Genomic DNA, 15,278 nt, shown 5'->3' with positions numbered 1-15,278 from the left:
CCCCGTTATGCTGTTGTGGTCACACGTTCGGCCAAACCGGAGACCGTGCGGATGAGAAGATCGAGATCCTGCGGGCGTGACAGCCGGTGGTCGCCGTCGCGTACAAGCGTCAGCGTCACATCATCGACCGGCAGATGCTCCACCAGCGTCAGTGCGTGCTTGTACGGCACGTCCGGGTCCTGCATGCCTTGCAGAATATGGACCGGGCATCCGGTTTCGATAATGCCCTTGAGTACGAGGTTCTGGCGGCCGTCTTCGAGAAGCGCACGTGTGTAGACGTACGGATTGGGCGAATAGTCGGAAGGCTCTTCGAAATAACCCTTTTCCTGCAAGTCGCGCTTTTGGGCGTCAGAAAGGGTTGGCTCGACAAGCACCGCCGTGAAGTCGGGGGCGGGCGCAATCAACACGATGCCGGCGGGCTCCTTGCCTTCCTTCTTCAATTCCTGAGCCATTCGCAGCGCAATCCAGCCGCCCATGGACGAGCCGACGAGAATTTGCGGGCCTTTGGCATAATGGCGATAGACGGCAAGGCTTTCGTTGAGCCAGCGCGAAATCGTGCCCTGATTGAAATCGCCGCCGGATTCGCCGTGACCGGAATAGTCGAGCCGCAGCGCGCTATGGCCGGTCTTTTCGGCCCATTCATCGAGAACGAGGGCCTTGGTGCCGCGCATGTCGGAACGATAGCCACCTAACCAGACGACACCGGGCCGATTTTTACCCTCTCTGTGGCGAACGGCAATCTTCGCGCCGTCCACGTCAAGAAATTCTGGCTCCAGTTCTGGCCCCGCACTGCTCATCTGAGTCTCCTGATTGTTGGGATGACTTTTGCCATGTCTTGTCTGGCGAGGAAACCCGCGCGATCAGCCCAACCGCTTGGCAGCCCTTGAAATTGCAGGAAATGTGACCGATATGTCGCTTTCAGCCCCCGATTTAGCTCTTTATCAAGTGGGGGTGATTTTTCCTGTCAAAGATGCTATTGACTTCGCCGCTTGCTTGACGACATTTCCGCGATCAACTGCGGTTTGATCGGGGATATGTCGTGTGAGCGACAAAAGTTCTTGCCGTATGAACGTTAACAATCAGGAGATAACGACCATTCGCCGACCGTTCAGAGCGACGCCGGTCCAGAAAGACGGACCGCGCTCCAACCGTGACATCCGGGTTCCCCGGGTCCAGCTTATCGATGCCGAAGGCCAGAACCATGGTGATGTTTCCATTCAGGAAGCGATTGCTATGGCAGAGGAAGCGGGCCTCGATCTCGTTGAGATCGTGCCGAACGCAGAGCCTCCGGTTTGCAAGATCGTAGACCTTGGTAAGCTGAAGTATCAGAACCAGAAAAAGGCCGCCGAGGCACGCAAGAAGCAGAAAACGGTTGAAATCAAGGAAATCAAGATGCGACCGAACATCGACACCCATGATTATGAGGTGAAGATGAAGGCCGCCGTGCGTTTCTTTGAGGAAGGCGACAAGGTAAAGGTTACCTTGCGTTTCCGTGGCCGTGAAATGGCGCACCAGGAGCTCGGTATGAAGCTTCTGCAGCGTGTAAAGGAAGACACTGTCGAAATCGCGAAGGTCGAGTCCGAGCCGAAGCTCGAAGGCCGTCAGATGATGATGGTGCTTGCACCGCGCTGATTTTTCAGAATTGTCTTGGAAAAGCCGCCTTCGGGCGGTTTTTCTTTGCCGGAAATTTGCCCGCAATCGGATGGGCGGCAACCAATGTGGCAATCGTGGAACAATTATGAAGACGATAGGTGAATTGGGAAGATATCAGCAACGTCGCCGTCTGGCGATTGGCGTTGTTATTGCGCTGCTGGTGATCGCGCTGCTTTTCGTGCGCTCGGCCTGGGTCGGGCACGCGCATGAATATATTGAGGCGATCGGCATCAGCTTCATCGTCGCCGCGATTCTCGGGCGCCTGTGGTGCACGCTTTATATCGGCGGGCGCAAGAGCGCGGAAATCGTGCGCAGCGGTCCTTATTCGATCACGCGCAACCCGCTTTATGTGTTCAGCACCATCGGTGCGATGGGCATCGGCGCGCAGACGGGCAGTATCATCGTGGCAGCCGGCTTCGGCGTGCTTTGCTATATCGCCTTTTCCATCGTCATCCGCACAGAAGAAAAATTTCTGGAGCAGAATTTCGGCGAGCCTTACCGCGCTTATTGCCGTGAGGTTCCACGCTTCTTCCCGAAGTTTTCGATCTATAGCGACGACGCGACGGTCACGGTGAAGCCGGACCGGCTCTATCGTACTTTCATAGATGGGCTGGTATTCTTCGTAGCCTATCCGTTCTTCGAATTTATCGAGTACCTGCAGGACATCCATGTCTTGTCGGTTTTGTTGCGGCTTTATTGATCAATTTCGGTTGATTCAGCCATTGCGTTTTATGGGCTTTAAGCCTATAAGGCCGCGTTCGAACCGCCCGGCAGGGCATGCCGTGGCGGTTTCGTATGCTTTTCAGGCTTGGTCTGTCTGAAAGTAAAAACAGATTTCGGTCGGTTTCAGGCACGAGCGCCTTCCATAACAAGAGGCGTGGAGTGCCGCAGGCACGACGGGGATCGCAATTAAGGAGTAGCAAAATGCCCAAGATGAAGACCAAATCGGCCGCGAAGAAGCGGTTCAAAATCACCGGCACTGGCAAAGTTGTAGCTGCGGCTGCAGGCAAGCGCCATGGCATGATCAAGCGCTCGAACAAGTTCATTCGCGATGCACGCGGCACCATGGTGCTCTCGGAAGCAGATGCGAAGATCGTAAAACAGTTCCTGCCTAACGGCCTCTAAGCCGCTGTCCTTTAAGGAGATCATGATATGGCACGCGTAAAACGCGGCGTTACCTCACACGCCAAGCACAAAAAAGTTCTCGATCAGGCTGCCGGTTTCCGCGGTCGTCGCAAGAACACCATCCGCACCGCTAAGGCTGCAGTTGACCGTTCGAAGCAGTATGCTTATCGCGACCGCAAGAATCGCAAGCGTACGTTCCGCGCTCTCTGGATCCAGCGCATCAATGCTGCTGTCCGCGAGCAGGGCCTGACCTATGGCCGTTTCATCGACGGTCTGGCCAAGGCTGGTATCGAAATCGACCGCAAGGTCCTGTCCGATATCGCAATCCACGAACCGGATGCATTCGGTGCGCTGGTTGCATCGGCAAAGAAGGCTCTTGAGTACCTCAAGAACACCGAAACGCCGAACGCTTTTGAAGGCGCTGTCCGCTAAGCCAGCCCTTCCCAAGTGACATTGTGAATTTGGGGAACCCGCGCTGGCTCGGCTGGCGCGGGTTTTTCTTTCTTATCTGGTGCCCGGTGCCGATATCGCCGATCAAGAGGCGTGGGTGTTGCAGGCGCGCAGGGAAATAGACAAGAGGCGTGGAGCGCCATCGGCGCGACAGGGAAGCAAACAAGAGGCGTGGAGTGCCAAAGGCACGACAGGGATGTAAACAAGAGGCGTCGAGTGTCCCTTGGACACGAGAGGGATATAGACAATGAGCGATCTTGAACAACTCGAACAAACGATCATGGGCGAAATCGCCGCCGCCAGCGATGAGCAGGCGATTGAAGCGGTCCGCGTCGCGGCACTGGGCAAGAAGGGCACGGTTTCCGAGAAGTTGAAACTGCTCGGCACCATGTCGCCGGAAGAACGCCAGCTTCAGGGCCCGGCGATTAACGGCCTGAAGAACCGCGTCACCGATGCGCTGACGGAGCGCAAGTCTGCGCTGCGCAAGGCTGCGGTTGCGGCCCGTCTGGAACGCGAAAAAGTCGATGTGACGCTGCCGGTTCGTGAAAGCGCTGCCTCGCGCGGCCGCATTCATCCGATTTCGCAGGTGGTGGACGAAATCACGGCGATCTTCGCCGATATGGGTTTCTCGATTGCCGAAGGTCCGGATATCGAAACTGATTACTACAATTTCACCGCGCTGAATTTCCCGGAAGGGCACCCGGCGCGCGAGATGCACGACACGTTCTTCTTCAATCCGGATGAAAAGGGCGAGCGCAAGCTTCTGCGCACGCATACATCGCCGGTGCAGGTGCACACGATGGAGAAGTTCGCAGCGATCCGCGACAAGGAAGGCCGCGACGAGCCGATCCGCATCGTGATCCCGGGCAAAACCTATCGCATGGATTCCGACGCCACCCATTCGCCGATGTTCCATCAGGTCGAAGGTCTGGTCGTGGACAAGTCGGCCAATGTCGCCAACATGAAGTGGGTGCTGGAAGAGTTCTGCAAGGCGTTCTTCGAAGTGCCGTCGGTGACGATGCGCATGCGTCCGAGCTTCTTCCCGTTCACGGAACCGTCTGTCGAAGTGGATATCCAGTGCGACCGCTCCGGTCCGCATGTGAAGTTCGGCGAGGGCAATGACTGGCTCGAAATTCTGGGCTGCGGCATGGTGCATCCGAATGTGCTGCGCGCTTCGGGTTATGACCCGGACGTCTATCAGGGCTTTGCCTGGGGCATGGGTATCGACCGCATCGCCATGCTGAAATACGGCATGCCGGATCTGCGCGCCTTCTTCGATGCCGATGTGCGCTGGATCAACCATTACGGTTTCCGTCCGCTCGATCTGCCGACGCTGTTTGGTGGCCTCAGCGCATGACGCAATTGCCCGAACCTTATCGCGATGCCGTGACTTTCGCCTTTGGCGATTCGCCGGAACTCGCCGATGAGCTGCTTGCGCTGGTTCTGGCAGGTCGCAAGACTGCGACCTGCGCCGCGCTTGCCTCATTCGGTGAAGACGGCGAGCCGATGCCGGTCATCGGTCGTCGCGATGTGGTTCTGGATGGTCTTGGCCGACCCGCTGCGGTGGTCGAAACCGTCGAACTGACGGTCCGCCGCTTTGATGAGGTTGATGCCGCATTTGCGGAACAGGAGGGCGAAGGCCCGCTGGAAGAATGGCGAAAGGGCCACGAAGCCTATTTTCGCCGCAACGGCGGCTTCTCTCCAGATATGGAATTGCTTTGCGAGCGCTTTCGCGTTGTCGAAGTGCTCAAACGCTGATTTTTAGGAAAGAACACGATCATGAAATTCACGCTTTCCTGGCTCAAGGATCACCTTGAAACCGATGCGACGCTCGACCAGATCGTCGAGAAGCTGACCGATATCGGTCTTGAAGTGGAATCGGTCGATGACCGCGCCGCTTTCAAGGCTTTCAAGATCGCCAAGGTGGTGAGTGCCACCCAGCATCCCGATGCCGACAAGCTGCGCGTGCTCTCCGTCGATACGGGCGATGGTAAGCCGGTACAGGTCGTTTGCGGCGCGCCGAATGCCCGCGCCGGTCTGGTCGGTGTTCTGGGCCGTCCGGGCGACTATGTGCCGGGTCTCGATGTCACGCTGTCGGTCGGCAAGATTCGCGGTGTCGAAAGTTTTGGCATGATGTGCTCCGAGCGTGAGCTGGAACTGTCCGACGAGCATAACGGCATCATCGATCTGCCAGAAAATGCACCGGTGGGCACAAGCTTTGCGGCCTATATGGGCCTTGACGATCCGATTATCGAAATCGGCCTCACGCCGAACCGCGCCGATTGCACCGGTATTCACGGCATTGCCCGCGATCTGGCAGCCGCCGGTCTCGGCACGCTGAAGAACACGCTGCCAGCCGCCGCCAAGGGCGAAGGCGAAACGCCGGTGAAGATCGTTCTCGATCAGGATGCGGAAAACCCGTTCTGCCTTGGCTTTGCGCTGCGCATGGTCAAGGGCGTGAAGAACGGCCCGAGCCCGAAATGGATGCAGCAGCGTCTGAAGGCAATCGGCCTGCGCCCGATCAATGCGCTGGTGGATATCACCAATTACGTGACCTTCGATCAGGGCCGTCCGCTGCATGTTTTCGACGCGGCCAAGGTCAAGGGGAATCTGACGGTGCGTGCGGCGCGTGAAGGCGAAACCATTCTGGCGCTCGACCAGCGCGAGTATAAGTTGAAGCCCGGCATGTACATCATTGCCGATGAAAACGGTCCCGAATCGATTGCCGGCATCATGGGTGGCGAACATTCCGGTTGCGACGAGAACACGGTCGATGTGCTGATCGAATCCGCGCTTTGGGATGCGCGCATGATTGCACGCACGGGCCGCGAACTCGGCATCGTCACCGATGCGCGCTATCGGTTCGAGCGCGGCGTCGATCCGGAAATGATGGTTCCGGGTGCGGAAATTGCAACCCAGCTGGTGCTGGACCTGTGCGGTGGACAGCCGACGGTTCTCGACGTTGTCGGTTACAAGGCGCCAGCTGCGCGCGTCATCGATTTCCCGGTCACGGAAGTAAAGCGCCTGACAGGTATCGAGGTTTCCTACGACGCTTCGCTCGATATCCTGAAGCGTCTCGGCTTCGGTGTCGAAGGCGATGGCAAGGTCATCAAGGCAACGGTGCCGACATGGCGTGGAGACGTGGAAGGCAAGGCCGACCTCGTTGAAGAAGTCATGCGTATTCACGGCATCAACCAGATCGAGCCGCAGCCGCTGCCAAACCATGGCGCCGTCAATGGCCGCATCCTGACCACCTTGCAGATTCGCACGCGTCATGCCCGCCGTATGCTCGCTTCGCGCGGCATGCTGGAAGCGGTGACCTATTCCTTCATTTCCGAAGCGCAGGCCAGGGCATTTGGCGGCGGCCAGCCGGAGCTGAAGCTTGCGAACCCGATTGCAGCCGACATGTCGGATATGCGTCCGTCGCTTCTGCCGGGCCTCTTGGCTGCGGCACAGCGCAATGCGGATCGCGGTTTTGGCGATATCGCTCTGTTCGAGGTTTCGGGCATCTATGAAGGCGACACGCCGGAGAAGCAGCGCCGTGTAGCCGGTGGTATCCGTCGCGGAACGGCGGGCGTTGAAGGCGCTGGCCGCTTCTGGTCGGGCAATGCGGCGACCGTTGGCGTGTTCGACGCCAAGGCCGATGCGCTGGCGGCGCTGGACGCTGCCGGTGCGCCGGTTGATCGCATCCAGATCGAAGCCGGTGGACCGGAATGGTTCCATCCGGGCCGTTCCGGCACGCTGAAGCTCGGCCCCAAGGTCGTGCTTGGCTATTTCGGCGAGTTCCATCCGGACACGCTGGAAGCCCTCGACGTGTCGGGCAATCTCTGCGGCTTCGAAATCTATATCGATGCGATCCCTGAGCCGAAGGCAAAGGCGACCCGCACCAAGCCTGCGCTCAACCTGTCGCAGTTCCAGAGCCTCAAACGCGATTATGCCTTTGTGGTGGATGCCACTGTCGAAGCGGGCAATGTCGTGAAGGCGGTTTCGGCAGCCGACAAGAAGCTGATCGTCGGCGTTCAGGTGTTCGATGTCTTCACCGGTGCATCGCTTGGCGAAGGCAAGAAGTCGATTGCGGTTGAAGTGCTGCTTCAGCCGCAGGACCGCACCCTGACCGACGAAGATCTGGACGCATTGTCGAAACAGGTTGTGGCAAGTGTCGCCAAACAGACCGGCGGCGTGCTGCGCGGATAAGCAAAAAGTAAAAAGCCCGGCTTCAAGCCGGGCTTTTCACTTTTGCGGGCATGGCGCGCATGGCCATGTCGATGATCTTTTGCACCGCGGCCCGCGAACTGCCGTCACGCGCCTCATAGGAGAGGCTCTGCTGGATCGCGTGGTAGAATTCGCTCATCTGGGCGATGTCGGTTTCGGGCGGCAGGTCGCCCTCGCGCAAGGCGCGTTGCAGGCGCTTGGAAAGCAGGTCCTGATTGGTGTGGCGAATGGCTGTCAGGAATTCCTTGACCGGGACGTTCTCCGGTTTGCACTGGATCGAGCTGACGCTGATCATGCAGCCGCCAGCAGGACACGCAAAAGCGCTGTCTGCGCTCAATTCAAGCCAGAGGCGTATGCCGTCCTGAATGGTGGCGGCGACTTCCAAAGCTCTGAAGGGGGCAGCGCCGATGGTGCGTCGGTAAAAATCCACGGCCTCGCGAAACGCCTGTTCCTTGTTGCCGAAAGCGGCATAGAAGCTCGGCGGCGTAATGCCTATGGCTGCCGTGAAATCGCTGATCTGGGCGCATTCATAGCCCTTGGCCCAGAAAACTTTCATGACCTTGTCCAGCGCAGCATCGCGATCGAAACTGCGCGGGCGACCGCGCGAAACCATTTTTCCTCCCTTTCTGTAGTCTGTCTTATATAATTCTCTTGACGCGCTCGAACAAGTCGATATGAATTATATAATCATTATTACATAAATAGGATTCGTCTCCATGAACGATTCGTGCGATTCTGCCCTTGCGGCGGAGGGGACGGTTGCGTCCCGTAAAGAGGCGCGGGCAATACCGCTGGTGGTCTATTGTCTCAGTCTCGGCGTTTTTGCGCTGACGACCTCCGAACTGATGATTTCGGGCATGATGCCCTCGCTTCAGGAAGCTTTTGGCCGCTCCATTGCCGATATCGGCAATCTGATTTCGCTCTATGCCTTGGGCATGATGATCGGCGGTCCGCTGGTAACGGTGCTGTTTCTGGCCCTGAAGATCGAGAACAAGCGCGGACTGCTCGGCCTTTTGATCTTCTATGCGCTTGCGCAGAGCGTTGCCGCCTCCACCAGCAATTTCCAGGTGCTTCTGGCCGCCCGCGTGCTGACCGGCATGGCCGCCGCAACCAGTTTCGGCCTCATGCTCGCCATTACGGCGCAACTCGTCGCGCCGGAACTGCGCGGCCGGGCATCCTCGCTGGTCTTTGCCGGATTGATGCTCTGCACCGTGCTGGGCGTGCCGATTGCAACGGCGATCACCAATGCGTTCGGCTGGCGCGCCAGCTTCTGGAGCATCGTGGTGCTGATTCTGCTTTGCGCGCTGGTCATCGCGCTGAAGATCGAAACGACCCGTGACGGACCGCAGGCCGATCTGCGTTCGGAATTGGCGGAAATGCGCAAGCCGAAGCTCTGGGCGGCCTATGCCACCAGCGCGCTGGTCATCGGCTCGTCTTTTGCGGTTTACAGCTATCTGTCGCCGATCACCGTGGAATTGGCCGGATTTTCGGCCATGCAGGTTCCATTCCTGCTCGCCATCTATGGTGCGGCCAACATCGTCGGCAACTATGTTTCCGGGCGCTTTGCTGATCGGCACACGATCGTGACGATCTTTGCAGGTCTTGTGGTGATGCTTGCAGCCATGCTGATCTTCGCGCTTTTCGCCGAACTCAAGCCTGCTGCAATCCTCGCCATCGTGATGATCGGCCTGACCGGCATTGCGTTGAACCCGGCTTTCGTGGCGCGTGTGATGCGCATTGCCCATCCCGGCGCATTGGTGAATGCAATTCACGCATCGGTTATCAATATCGGCCTCGGCCTTGGTCCATGGATCGGCGGTCTGGCGATGGAAGCGGGATATGGTCTCCATGCACCGCTGTGGGTTGGCTTCGCCATGACGCTCGGCGGGCTGTTGACGCTTGCGCCGCCAGCCTTGCGGCGGATGTGAATTTACGCCTTTTTGGAAAGAACGCCTGTAACGGGATTTTTCCTTTTGTCTTTCGGTCAAACATGTCATCGATTACCACCGGTCACGAAATCGATGATAGTGTTCAGCCGCGAAACTAAAGGAAATGGCATGTTCCGTTGGGGTATTCTTTCCACCGCCAAAATCGGCGTCACGCAGGTGATTCCCGCATTGGCCGCGTCGGATAATGGCGTGGTCCATGCGATAGCGAGCCGCGATCACGCGCGTGCCCGCGCCGTGGCCGACCGTTTCGGTGCCCCGCTTGCCTTCGGCTCCTATGAGGAATTGCTGGCCAGCGATCAGGTGGACGGCGTTTATATCCCGCTGCCGACATCGCAGCATATCGAATGGACGATCAAGGCGGCCGAAGCCGGCAAGCATGTGCTGTGTGAAAAGCCGATAGCGCTGAAAGCCGACGATATCGACCAGCTCATCGCCGCACGCGACAAGCACAAGGTCACAATCGCCGAGGCTTTCATGGTCTATTACCATCCGCAATGGATCAAGGTGCGCGCATTGCTGGCCGAAGGCGCCATCGGCACGTTGCGCCATGTTCAGGGCGCTTTCAGCTATTTCAACGTCGATCCCGGCAATATGCGCAACCAGCCCGACCTCGGCGGCGGCGCGCTGCCGGATATTGGCGTTTATCCGACGGTCGTAACCCGCATGGTCACGGGCAAGGAGCCGCTCTCCGTGCAGGCTTCCGTCGAAATCGACCCGAATTTCGGCACTGACCGCTATGCCAATGTCGCGGCCCGATTCGACGGCTTCGACATGACTTTCTATGTAGCGACGCAGCTTGCCGGGCGTCAGTTCATGGTTTTCCACGGCGACAAGGGCTTCATCGAGGTTCATGCGCCGTTCAACACCGGCAAATACGGTCATGGCCGCGTGACGCTCAACGACGCAGGCCATACGGAAGCGACGGAATGGTCGTTTTCGGACGCAAACCATTATCAGTTGCAGGCGCAAAATTTTGTGCGGGCGGTGCAGGGCGAGGATGTAGCCTTGTTTTCATTGGAGAATTCCAAGGCCAATCAGCGCGTCATCGATGCGATCTATCGGGCGGGCAAAAATAATGGTTTCGTAGACCTATAGGTTCCCTGTAGGGATCGTCCGGATAAAGACCTGTCAGATTAGCCGGGAAGGAATTTATGACTGTCCGGCTGTTCTGACTTGCAGTGAAAAAGCGCCTTTCTTATATACGCCTCGCACAGGGCTTCGATGACAGGCCGAGGGGTCTTGAAAAAACCTCCGGAAACCCAACCTTGAAGCGGGCATTGTGAAAAACCGTAGGAGCCGCCCATGGAACGCTCGGTAGAGGTCTTGGCGGTTTGCTGAATGGAGAGAAATATGGCTAAAGTTATTGGTATCGATCTGGGAACGACCAACTCCTGCGTCGCCGTCATGGACGGTAAGAGCGCGAAGGTCATCGAGAATGCCGAAGGCGCCCGCACGACGCCTTCCATCATTGCTTTCACCGATAGTGACGAACGTCTCGCTGGTCAGCCTGCGAAACGTCAGGCCGTCACCAATCCGGAAGGCACCCTGTTTGCAGTCAAGCGCCTGATCGGTCGCCGTTTCGACGATCCGATGGTCACCAAGGACAAGGATCTCGTCCCTTACAAGATCGTCAAGGGCGACAATGGCGATGCCTGGGTAGAAGTTCACGGCAAGAAGTATTCGCCATCGCAGGTTTCCGCGATGATCCTTCAGAAGATGAAGGAAACGGCTGAATCTTACCTCGGCGAAACCGTCACGCAGGCCGTTATCACGGTTCCGGCTTACTTCAACGACGCCCAGCGTCAGGCCACCAAGGACGCTGGCAAGATTGCCGGTCTGGAAGTGCTGCGCATCATCAACGAACCGACCGCTGCCGCGCTCGCCTATGGTCTCGACAAGAGCGAAGGCAAGACTATTGCCGTATACGATCTTGGCGGCGGCACCTTCGACGTGTCGGTGCTTGAGATCGGTGACGGCGTGTTCGAAGTGAAGTCCACCAACGGTGACACGTTCCTCGGCGGTGAAGACTTCGACATGCACATCGTCGACTACATGATCACCGAGTTCAAGAAGGAAAGCGGCATCGATCTGAAGAACGACAAGCTTGCTCTGCAGCGCCTCAAGGAAGCTGCCGAAAAGGCCAAGATTGAACTGTCGGCTGCCCAGCAGACCGAAATCAACCTGCCGTTCATCACCGCTGACGCAACGGGTCCGAAGCATCTGGCCATCAAGCTGTCGCGCGCCAAGTTCGAAAGCCTTGTCGAAGACCTCGTCAAGCGCACGATCGAGCCGTGCAAGGCCGCTCTGAAAGATGCTGGTCTCAAGGCTGGTGAAATCGACGAAGTGGTTCTGGTCGGCGGCATGACCCGCATGCCCAAGATCCAGGAAGTCGTGAAGGCCTTCTTCGGCAAGGAACCGCACAAGGGCGTGAACCCGGACGAAGTCGTCGCCATGGGCGCGGCCATTCAGGGCGGCGTTCTGCAGGGCGACGTCAAGGACGTTCTGCTGCTCGACGTGACCCCGCTGTCGCTCGGCATCGAAACGCTCGGTGGCGTGTTCACCCGTCTGATCGACCGCAACACGACCATCCCGACCAAGAAGTCGCAGACCTTCTCCACTGCCGAAGACAATCAGTCGGCTGTGACGATCCGCGTCTTCCAGGGCGAGCGTGAAATGGCTGCCGACAACAAGATCCTCGGCCAGTTCGACCTCGTGGGCATTCCGCCTGCACCGCGTGGCGTACCGCAGATCGAAGTGACCTTCGACATCGACGCCAACGGTATCGTCAACGTTTCGGCCAAGGATAAGGGCACCGGCAAGGAGCACCAGATCCGCATTCAGGCTTCGGGCGGTCTGTCGGATGCCGACATCGAAAAGATGGTCAAGGACGCCGAGGCCAATGCCGACGCCGACAAGAAGCGCCGCGATGCCGTCGAAGCCAAGAACCAGGCCGAAAGCCTGATCCACTCGACGGAAAAGTCGCTGAAGGATTACGGCGACAAGGTCTCGGAAGACGACAAACAGGCCATCGAAGGCGCTATCGCTGCGCTCAAGACCTCGCTTGAAGGTGACGATGCCGAAGACATCAAGGCCAAGACCCAGACGCTCGCTGAAACGGCGATGAAGCTCGGTCAGGCCATGTATGAGGCAGCGCAGGCTTCTGAAGGTGCGGACGCCGAAGGCGGCGAGCAGGCTTCGTCCAAGGACGATGTCGTTGACGCCGACTATGAAGAAATCGACGACGACAAGAAGAAGTCGTAATCATCTGCCGCTGACAGTGAAAGCCCGGCTCCATGCCGGGCTTTTGCCAGTTTCGGTATTCGGCAGACGATGAATAATAACGAAGGCTCCGGTTGGGAGTCCGGTCCAGCCGCCGGGGTAACGGACGTATGAAGATCGATTATTACGAAGCATTGGGCGTAGAAAAGTCCTGCGATGACAAGACGCTGAAAGCGGCTTTTCGCAAGCTCGCCATGCAGTACCATCCTGATCGCAACCCGGATAATCCGGAAGCTGAACGCAAGTTCAAGGAAATCGGCGAAGCTTACGAAACGCTGAAGGACCCGCAGAAGCGGGCAGCCTATGACCGTTTCGGCCATGCTGCCTTTGAAAATGGCGGCGCAGGTGCCGGTTTTGGCAATGGCTTTGCGGGCGCGGGCGGTTTTGCCGATATTTTCGAAGATATTTTTGGCGAGATGATGGGTGGCGGTCGCCGCCGTTCCAGCAACGGTCGCGAACGCGGCGCCGATCTGCGCTATAATATGGAAGTGACGCTCGAAGAAGCTTTCGCCGGCAAGACGGCGCAGATTCGCGTGCCGACCTCCATCACCTGTGATGAATGCTCCGGTTCGGGTGCCAAGGCGGGTTCGCAGCCCACCACCTGTACCATGTGCTCGGGCTCGGGCCGTGTGCGCGCGGCGCAGGGCTTCTTCTCGGTGGAACGCACCTGCCCGACCTGTAATGGTCGCGGTCAGGTCATCAAGGATCCTTGCGGCAAGTGCCACGGTCAGGGCCGCGTGACGCAGGAGCGTTCGCTTTCGGTCAATATCCCGGCCGGGATCGAGGACGGCACCCGTATTCGCCTTGCAGGCGAAGGCGAAGCCGGAATGCGCGGCGGTCCGTCGGGCGATCTCTACATCTTCCTTTCGGTCAAGCCGCACGAGTTCTTCCAGCGCGACGGCTCCGACCTTTATTGCAAGGTGCCGATCTCGATGACCACGGCGGCGCTGGGCGGCCAGTTCGAAGTCTCGACACTGGACGGCACCCAGACCCGCGTGAAGGTTCCCGAAGGCACGCAGAACGCCAAGCAGTTCCGCCTCAAGGGCAAGGGCATGCCGGTTCTGCGCCAGCAGGCGGTGGGCGATCTCTATATCCAGATCGATATTGAGACGCCGCAGAACCTGTCGAAGCGCCAGCGCGAATTACTGGAGGAATTCGAAAAGCTCTCCTCGCAGGAGAACAGCCCGAAATCAGCCGGGTTCTTCTCGCGGATGAAGGAATTCTTCGAGGGAATAGGTGAGTAAAAAAGGGGAGCCAAACGGCTCCCTTTTTTCATATTTTCCTTATTCCTGCCTTGCTTAAGGAATTGAAAGCGGCATAAGCTTGTCCAATAACGACAATGGGAGCATGCGGAATGGCAGGTCAACTCGGCAGGAAACTCGCCGCGAAATTCGACGAGGAAATCCGTTTTTTCAAAGGGTGGATTGACGGGCCGAAAGCGGTAGGCGCCATTCTGCCGACCAGCTCCATCACCGCGCGGCGCATGGCAAGCGTGATCGATATCCATTCCGGCCTGCCGGTTCTCGAACTTGGGCCGGGCACCGGCGTCATCACCAAGGCGATCCTCAAGCATGGCGTGAAGCCATCCGATCTTTATTCGATCGAATATTCGCAGGATTTCGTCGAGCATCTGAACAAGACCTATCCCGAGGTGAACATCATCCAGGGCGATGCGTTCGATCTCGACACCACGCTCGGCACCATGAAGGACCAGCAGTTCGACAGTATTATTTCTGCCGTGCCGCTGCTCAACTTCCCGATGGCGCGCCGTGTGCAGCTTATCGAAGATATGCTGACGCGCATTCCGCGCGGCCGTCCGTTCATGCAGATCACTTATGGACCTTTGCCGCCGGTCCCAGCCGGTCGCGGAAACTATACGGTTCAGCACTATGATTTCGTCATGCGTAATGTTCCGCCAGCACAGCTGTGGGTTTACCGCAGGCCGCTCGGCTGATTGACTGTCCGTGATTGTATTTGCTGATTCTCGGAGTTGTCCATGACCGCACGTGTTCTTGTCTTCGCCGGTTCGATCCGTATCGGCGCTTTCTCGGGTCATATGGCGGATGCCGCCGAACAGGAATTGCGGGCGCAGGGTGCGGAAGTCACCCGCATCACGCTTGCTGATTATCCGTTGCCCCTGATGGACCAGAATCTGGAAAAGGAGCATGGCGTTCCCGAAAACGCCATGAAGCTCGGTCGGCTCTTTGCCGAACACGACGCGCTTCTGATCTGCTCGCCGGAATATAATGCATCGATCCCGCCGCTGCTGAAAAACACGCTCGACTGGGTCAGCCGCATTTCCAAGGATGGCGACCAGCCGCTGCGGCCCTATGGCGGGCTGACGGTCGGTCTGTGTTCGACGTCGGACGGTATGTTCGCCGGTATGCGCGGGCTCTACCACCTGCGCGCGGTGTTGATGGCGGTTGGAACGCAGGTCGTGACCGAACAATGTTCGGTCGGTCGCGCCTCGGTGGCATTCAACGAGGACGGCACCCTCAAGGATGAGCGCAGCGCCAAAATGCTCACAGCCGTCTGTCAGAGCGTGATCAGCCGGGTCGGCTGATTCTCCGTTCAATCTGCATATTTCGGGGCGCGGTATCTTTCGTACCG

At 58.2% G+C, this 15,278-nt stretch carries 16 protein-coding genes; 13 read left to right on the top strand and 3 right to left on the bottom strand.

Annotation, left to right across the window (positions count from 1 at the left end; genetic code table 11):
- Positions 1 to 5: 5 nt before the first annotated feature.
- Together WIX40_RS14125 and WIX40_RS14120 are read right to left on the bottom strand one after the other, a co-directional pair.
- Positions 6 to 797 (bottom strand): alpha/beta hydrolase, encoded by a 792-nt coding sequence (locus tag WIX40_RS14125; RefSeq protein WP_109370062.1) that lies wholly within the window; start codon positions 795 to 797, stop codon positions 6 to 8.
- Between the two features lie 214 nt (positions 798 to 1,011).
- A complete protein-coding gene (locus tag WIX40_RS14120) occupies positions 1,012 to 1,203 on the bottom strand; it encodes a hypothetical protein (RefSeq protein ID WP_319080802.1) in 192 nt (63 codons plus the stop codon).
- Between WIX40_RS14120 and infC the strand changes: the two genes are divergently transcribed.
- The 7 genes from infC to pheT all read left to right on the top strand — a co-directional run bounded on the left by infC (position 1,156) and on the right by pheT (position 7,422).
- Complete coding sequence (gene infC / locus WIX40_RS14115) at positions 1,156 to 1,632, top strand: translation initiation factor IF-3 (RefSeq protein ID WP_319080801.1); 477 nt, start codon at positions 1,156 to 1,158, stop codon at positions 1,630 to 1,632. The two genes, WIX40_RS14120 and infC, sit on opposite strands and share 48 nt — an antisense overlap.
- Positions 1,633 to 1,738: 106 nt before the next feature.
- Positions 1,739 to 2,353 (top strand): methyltransferase family protein, encoded by a 615-nt coding sequence (locus WIX40_RS14110; protein ID WP_109370063.1) that lies wholly within the window; start codon positions 1,739 to 1,741, stop codon positions 2,351 to 2,353.
- Positions 2,354 to 2,577: 224 nt separating this feature from the next.
- Complete coding sequence (rpmI, locus tag WIX40_RS14105; protein WP_024898386.1) at positions 2,578 to 2,778, top strand: 50S ribosomal protein L35; 201 nt, start codon at positions 2,578 to 2,580, stop codon at positions 2,776 to 2,778.
- A 27-nt stretch (positions 2,779 to 2,805) separates the two neighbouring features.
- Complete coding sequence (gene rplT, locus WIX40_RS14100; RefSeq protein WP_105543029.1) at positions 2,806 to 3,210, top strand: 50S ribosomal protein L20; 405 nt, start codon at positions 2,806 to 2,808, stop codon at positions 3,208 to 3,210.
- Between the two features lie 265 nt (positions 3,211 to 3,475).
- The gene (gene pheS / locus WIX40_RS14095; RefSeq protein WP_339440307.1) at positions 3,476 to 4,585 is read left to right on the top strand and encodes a phenylalanine--tRNA ligase subunit alpha; all 1,110 of its coding nucleotides are present in this window, start codon (positions 3,476 to 3,478) and stop codon (positions 4,583 to 4,585) included.
- A complete protein-coding gene (locus tag WIX40_RS14090; RefSeq protein WP_140026072.1) occupies positions 4,582 to 4,986 on the top strand; it encodes an ASCH domain-containing protein in 405 nt (134 codons plus the stop codon). Before pheS ends, WIX40_RS14090 begins: the two co-directional genes overlap by 4 nt.
- A 21-nt stretch (positions 4,987 to 5,007) precedes the next feature.
- Positions 5,008 to 7,422, top strand: coding sequence for a phenylalanine--tRNA ligase subunit beta (pheT, locus tag WIX40_RS14085; RefSeq protein ID WP_339440305.1), 2,415 nt, complete (start codon positions 5,008 to 5,010; stop codon positions 7,420 to 7,422).
- A gap of 22 nt (positions 7,423 to 7,444) precedes the next feature.
- On the opposite strand, the gene WIX40_RS14080 is transcribed toward pheT, so the two are convergent.
- Positions 7,445 to 8,053, bottom strand: coding sequence for a TetR/AcrR family transcriptional regulator (locus WIX40_RS14080; RefSeq protein ID WP_339440303.1), 609 nt, complete (start codon positions 8,051 to 8,053; stop codon positions 7,445 to 7,447).
- Positions 8,054 to 8,156: 103 nt separating this feature from the next.
- Here WIX40_RS14080 and WIX40_RS14075 point away from each other — a divergent pair, with 103 nt between their 5' ends.
- From WIX40_RS14075 to WIX40_RS14050, 6 genes are all read left to right on the top strand, one after another.
- Positions 8,157 to 9,368: an MFS transporter gene (locus WIX40_RS14075; RefSeq protein ID WP_339440301.1), complete on the top strand. Its 1,212-nt coding sequence runs from the start codon at positions 8,157 to 8,159 to the stop codon at positions 9,366 to 9,368.
- A gap of 129 nt (positions 9,369 to 9,497) precedes the next feature.
- Positions 9,498 to 10,484: a Gfo/Idh/MocA family protein gene (locus WIX40_RS14070; RefSeq protein ID WP_339440299.1), complete on the top strand. Its 987-nt coding sequence runs from the start codon at positions 9,498 to 9,500 to the stop codon at positions 10,482 to 10,484.
- 255 nt (positions 10,485 to 10,739) lie between these two features.
- Positions 10,740 to 12,650 (top strand): molecular chaperone DnaK, encoded by a 1,911-nt coding sequence (dnaK, locus tag WIX40_RS14065; RefSeq protein WP_109370070.1) that lies wholly within the window; start codon positions 10,740 to 10,742, stop codon positions 12,648 to 12,650.
- Between the two features lie 128 nt (positions 12,651 to 12,778).
- The gene (dnaJ, locus tag WIX40_RS14060; RefSeq protein ID WP_109370071.1) at positions 12,779 to 13,912 is read left to right on the top strand and encodes a molecular chaperone DnaJ; all 1,134 of its coding nucleotides are present in this window, start codon (positions 12,779 to 12,781) and stop codon (positions 13,910 to 13,912) included.
- A gap of 110 nt (positions 13,913 to 14,022) precedes the next feature.
- Positions 14,023 to 14,622: a phospholipid N-methyltransferase PmtA gene (pmtA, locus tag WIX40_RS14055; protein ID WP_109370072.1), complete on the top strand. Its 600-nt coding sequence runs from the start codon at positions 14,023 to 14,025 to the stop codon at positions 14,620 to 14,622.
- 42 nt (positions 14,623 to 14,664) lie between these two features.
- Complete coding sequence (locus WIX40_RS14050; protein ID WP_121536950.1) at positions 14,665 to 15,231, top strand: NADPH-dependent FMN reductase; 567 nt, start codon at positions 14,665 to 14,667, stop codon at positions 15,229 to 15,231.
- Positions 15,232 to 15,278: the final 47 nt, after the last annotated feature.

Source organism: Ochrobactrum teleogrylli (genome assembly GCF_037482325.1).
Classification (GTDB): Bacteria; Pseudomonadota; Alphaproteobacteria; order Rhizobiales; family Rhizobiaceae; genus Brucella; species Brucella teleogrylli.
This window is presented reverse-complemented; position numbering and strand designations above follow the sequence as displayed.

Bases quoted from the DNA above. Each gene is read 5' to 3' on its own strand.
- dnaK (WP_109370070.1), top strand. From the start codon at position 10,740: ATGGCTAAAGTTATTGGTATCGATCTGGGAACGACCAACTCCTGCGTC.
- WIX40_RS14050 (WP_121536950.1), top strand. From the start codon at position 14,665: ATGACCGCACGTGTTCTTGTCTTCGCCGGTTCGATCCGTATCGGCGCT.
- rplT (WP_105543029.1), top strand. From the start codon at position 2,806: ATGGCACGCGTAAAACGCGGCGTTACCTCACACGCCAAGCACAAAAAA.
- pmtA (WP_109370072.1), top strand. From the start codon at position 14,023: ATGGCAGGTCAACTCGGCAGGAAACTCGCCGCGAAATTCGACGAGGAA.
- WIX40_RS14125 (WP_109370062.1), bottom strand. From the start codon at position 797: ATGAGCAGTGCGGGGCCAGAACTGGAGCCAGAATTTCTTGACGTGGAC.
- rpmI (WP_024898386.1), top strand. From the start codon at position 2,578: ATGCCCAAGATGAAGACCAAATCGGCCGCGAAGAAGCGGTTCAAAATC.
- WIX40_RS14080 (WP_339440303.1), bottom strand. From the start codon at position 8,053: ATGGTTTCGCGCGGTCGCCCGCGCAGTTTCGATCGCGATGCTGCGCTG.
- WIX40_RS14110 (WP_109370063.1), top strand. From the start codon at position 1,739: ATGAAGACGATAGGTGAATTGGGAAGATATCAGCAACGTCGCCGTCTG.
- dnaJ (WP_109370071.1), top strand. From the start codon at position 12,779: ATGAAGATCGATTATTACGAAGCATTGGGCGTAGAAAAGTCCTGCGAT.
- WIX40_RS14090 (WP_140026072.1), top strand. From the start codon at position 4,582: ATGACGCAATTGCCCGAACCTTATCGCGATGCCGTGACTTTCGCCTTT.
- pheS (WP_339440307.1), top strand. From the start codon at position 3,476: ATGAGCGATCTTGAACAACTCGAACAAACGATCATGGGCGAAATCGCC.
- WIX40_RS14070 (WP_339440299.1), top strand. From the start codon at position 9,498: ATGTTCCGTTGGGGTATTCTTTCCACCGCCAAAATCGGCGTCACGCAG.
- pheT (WP_339440305.1), top strand. From the start codon at position 5,008: ATGAAATTCACGCTTTCCTGGCTCAAGGATCACCTTGAAACCGATGCG.
- WIX40_RS14075 (WP_339440301.1), top strand. From the start codon at position 8,157: ATGAACGATTCGTGCGATTCTGCCCTTGCGGCGGAGGGGACGGTTGCG.
- WIX40_RS14120 (WP_319080802.1), bottom strand. From the start codon at position 1,203: ATGGTTCTGGCCTTCGGCATCGATAAGCTGGACCCGGGGAACCCGGAT.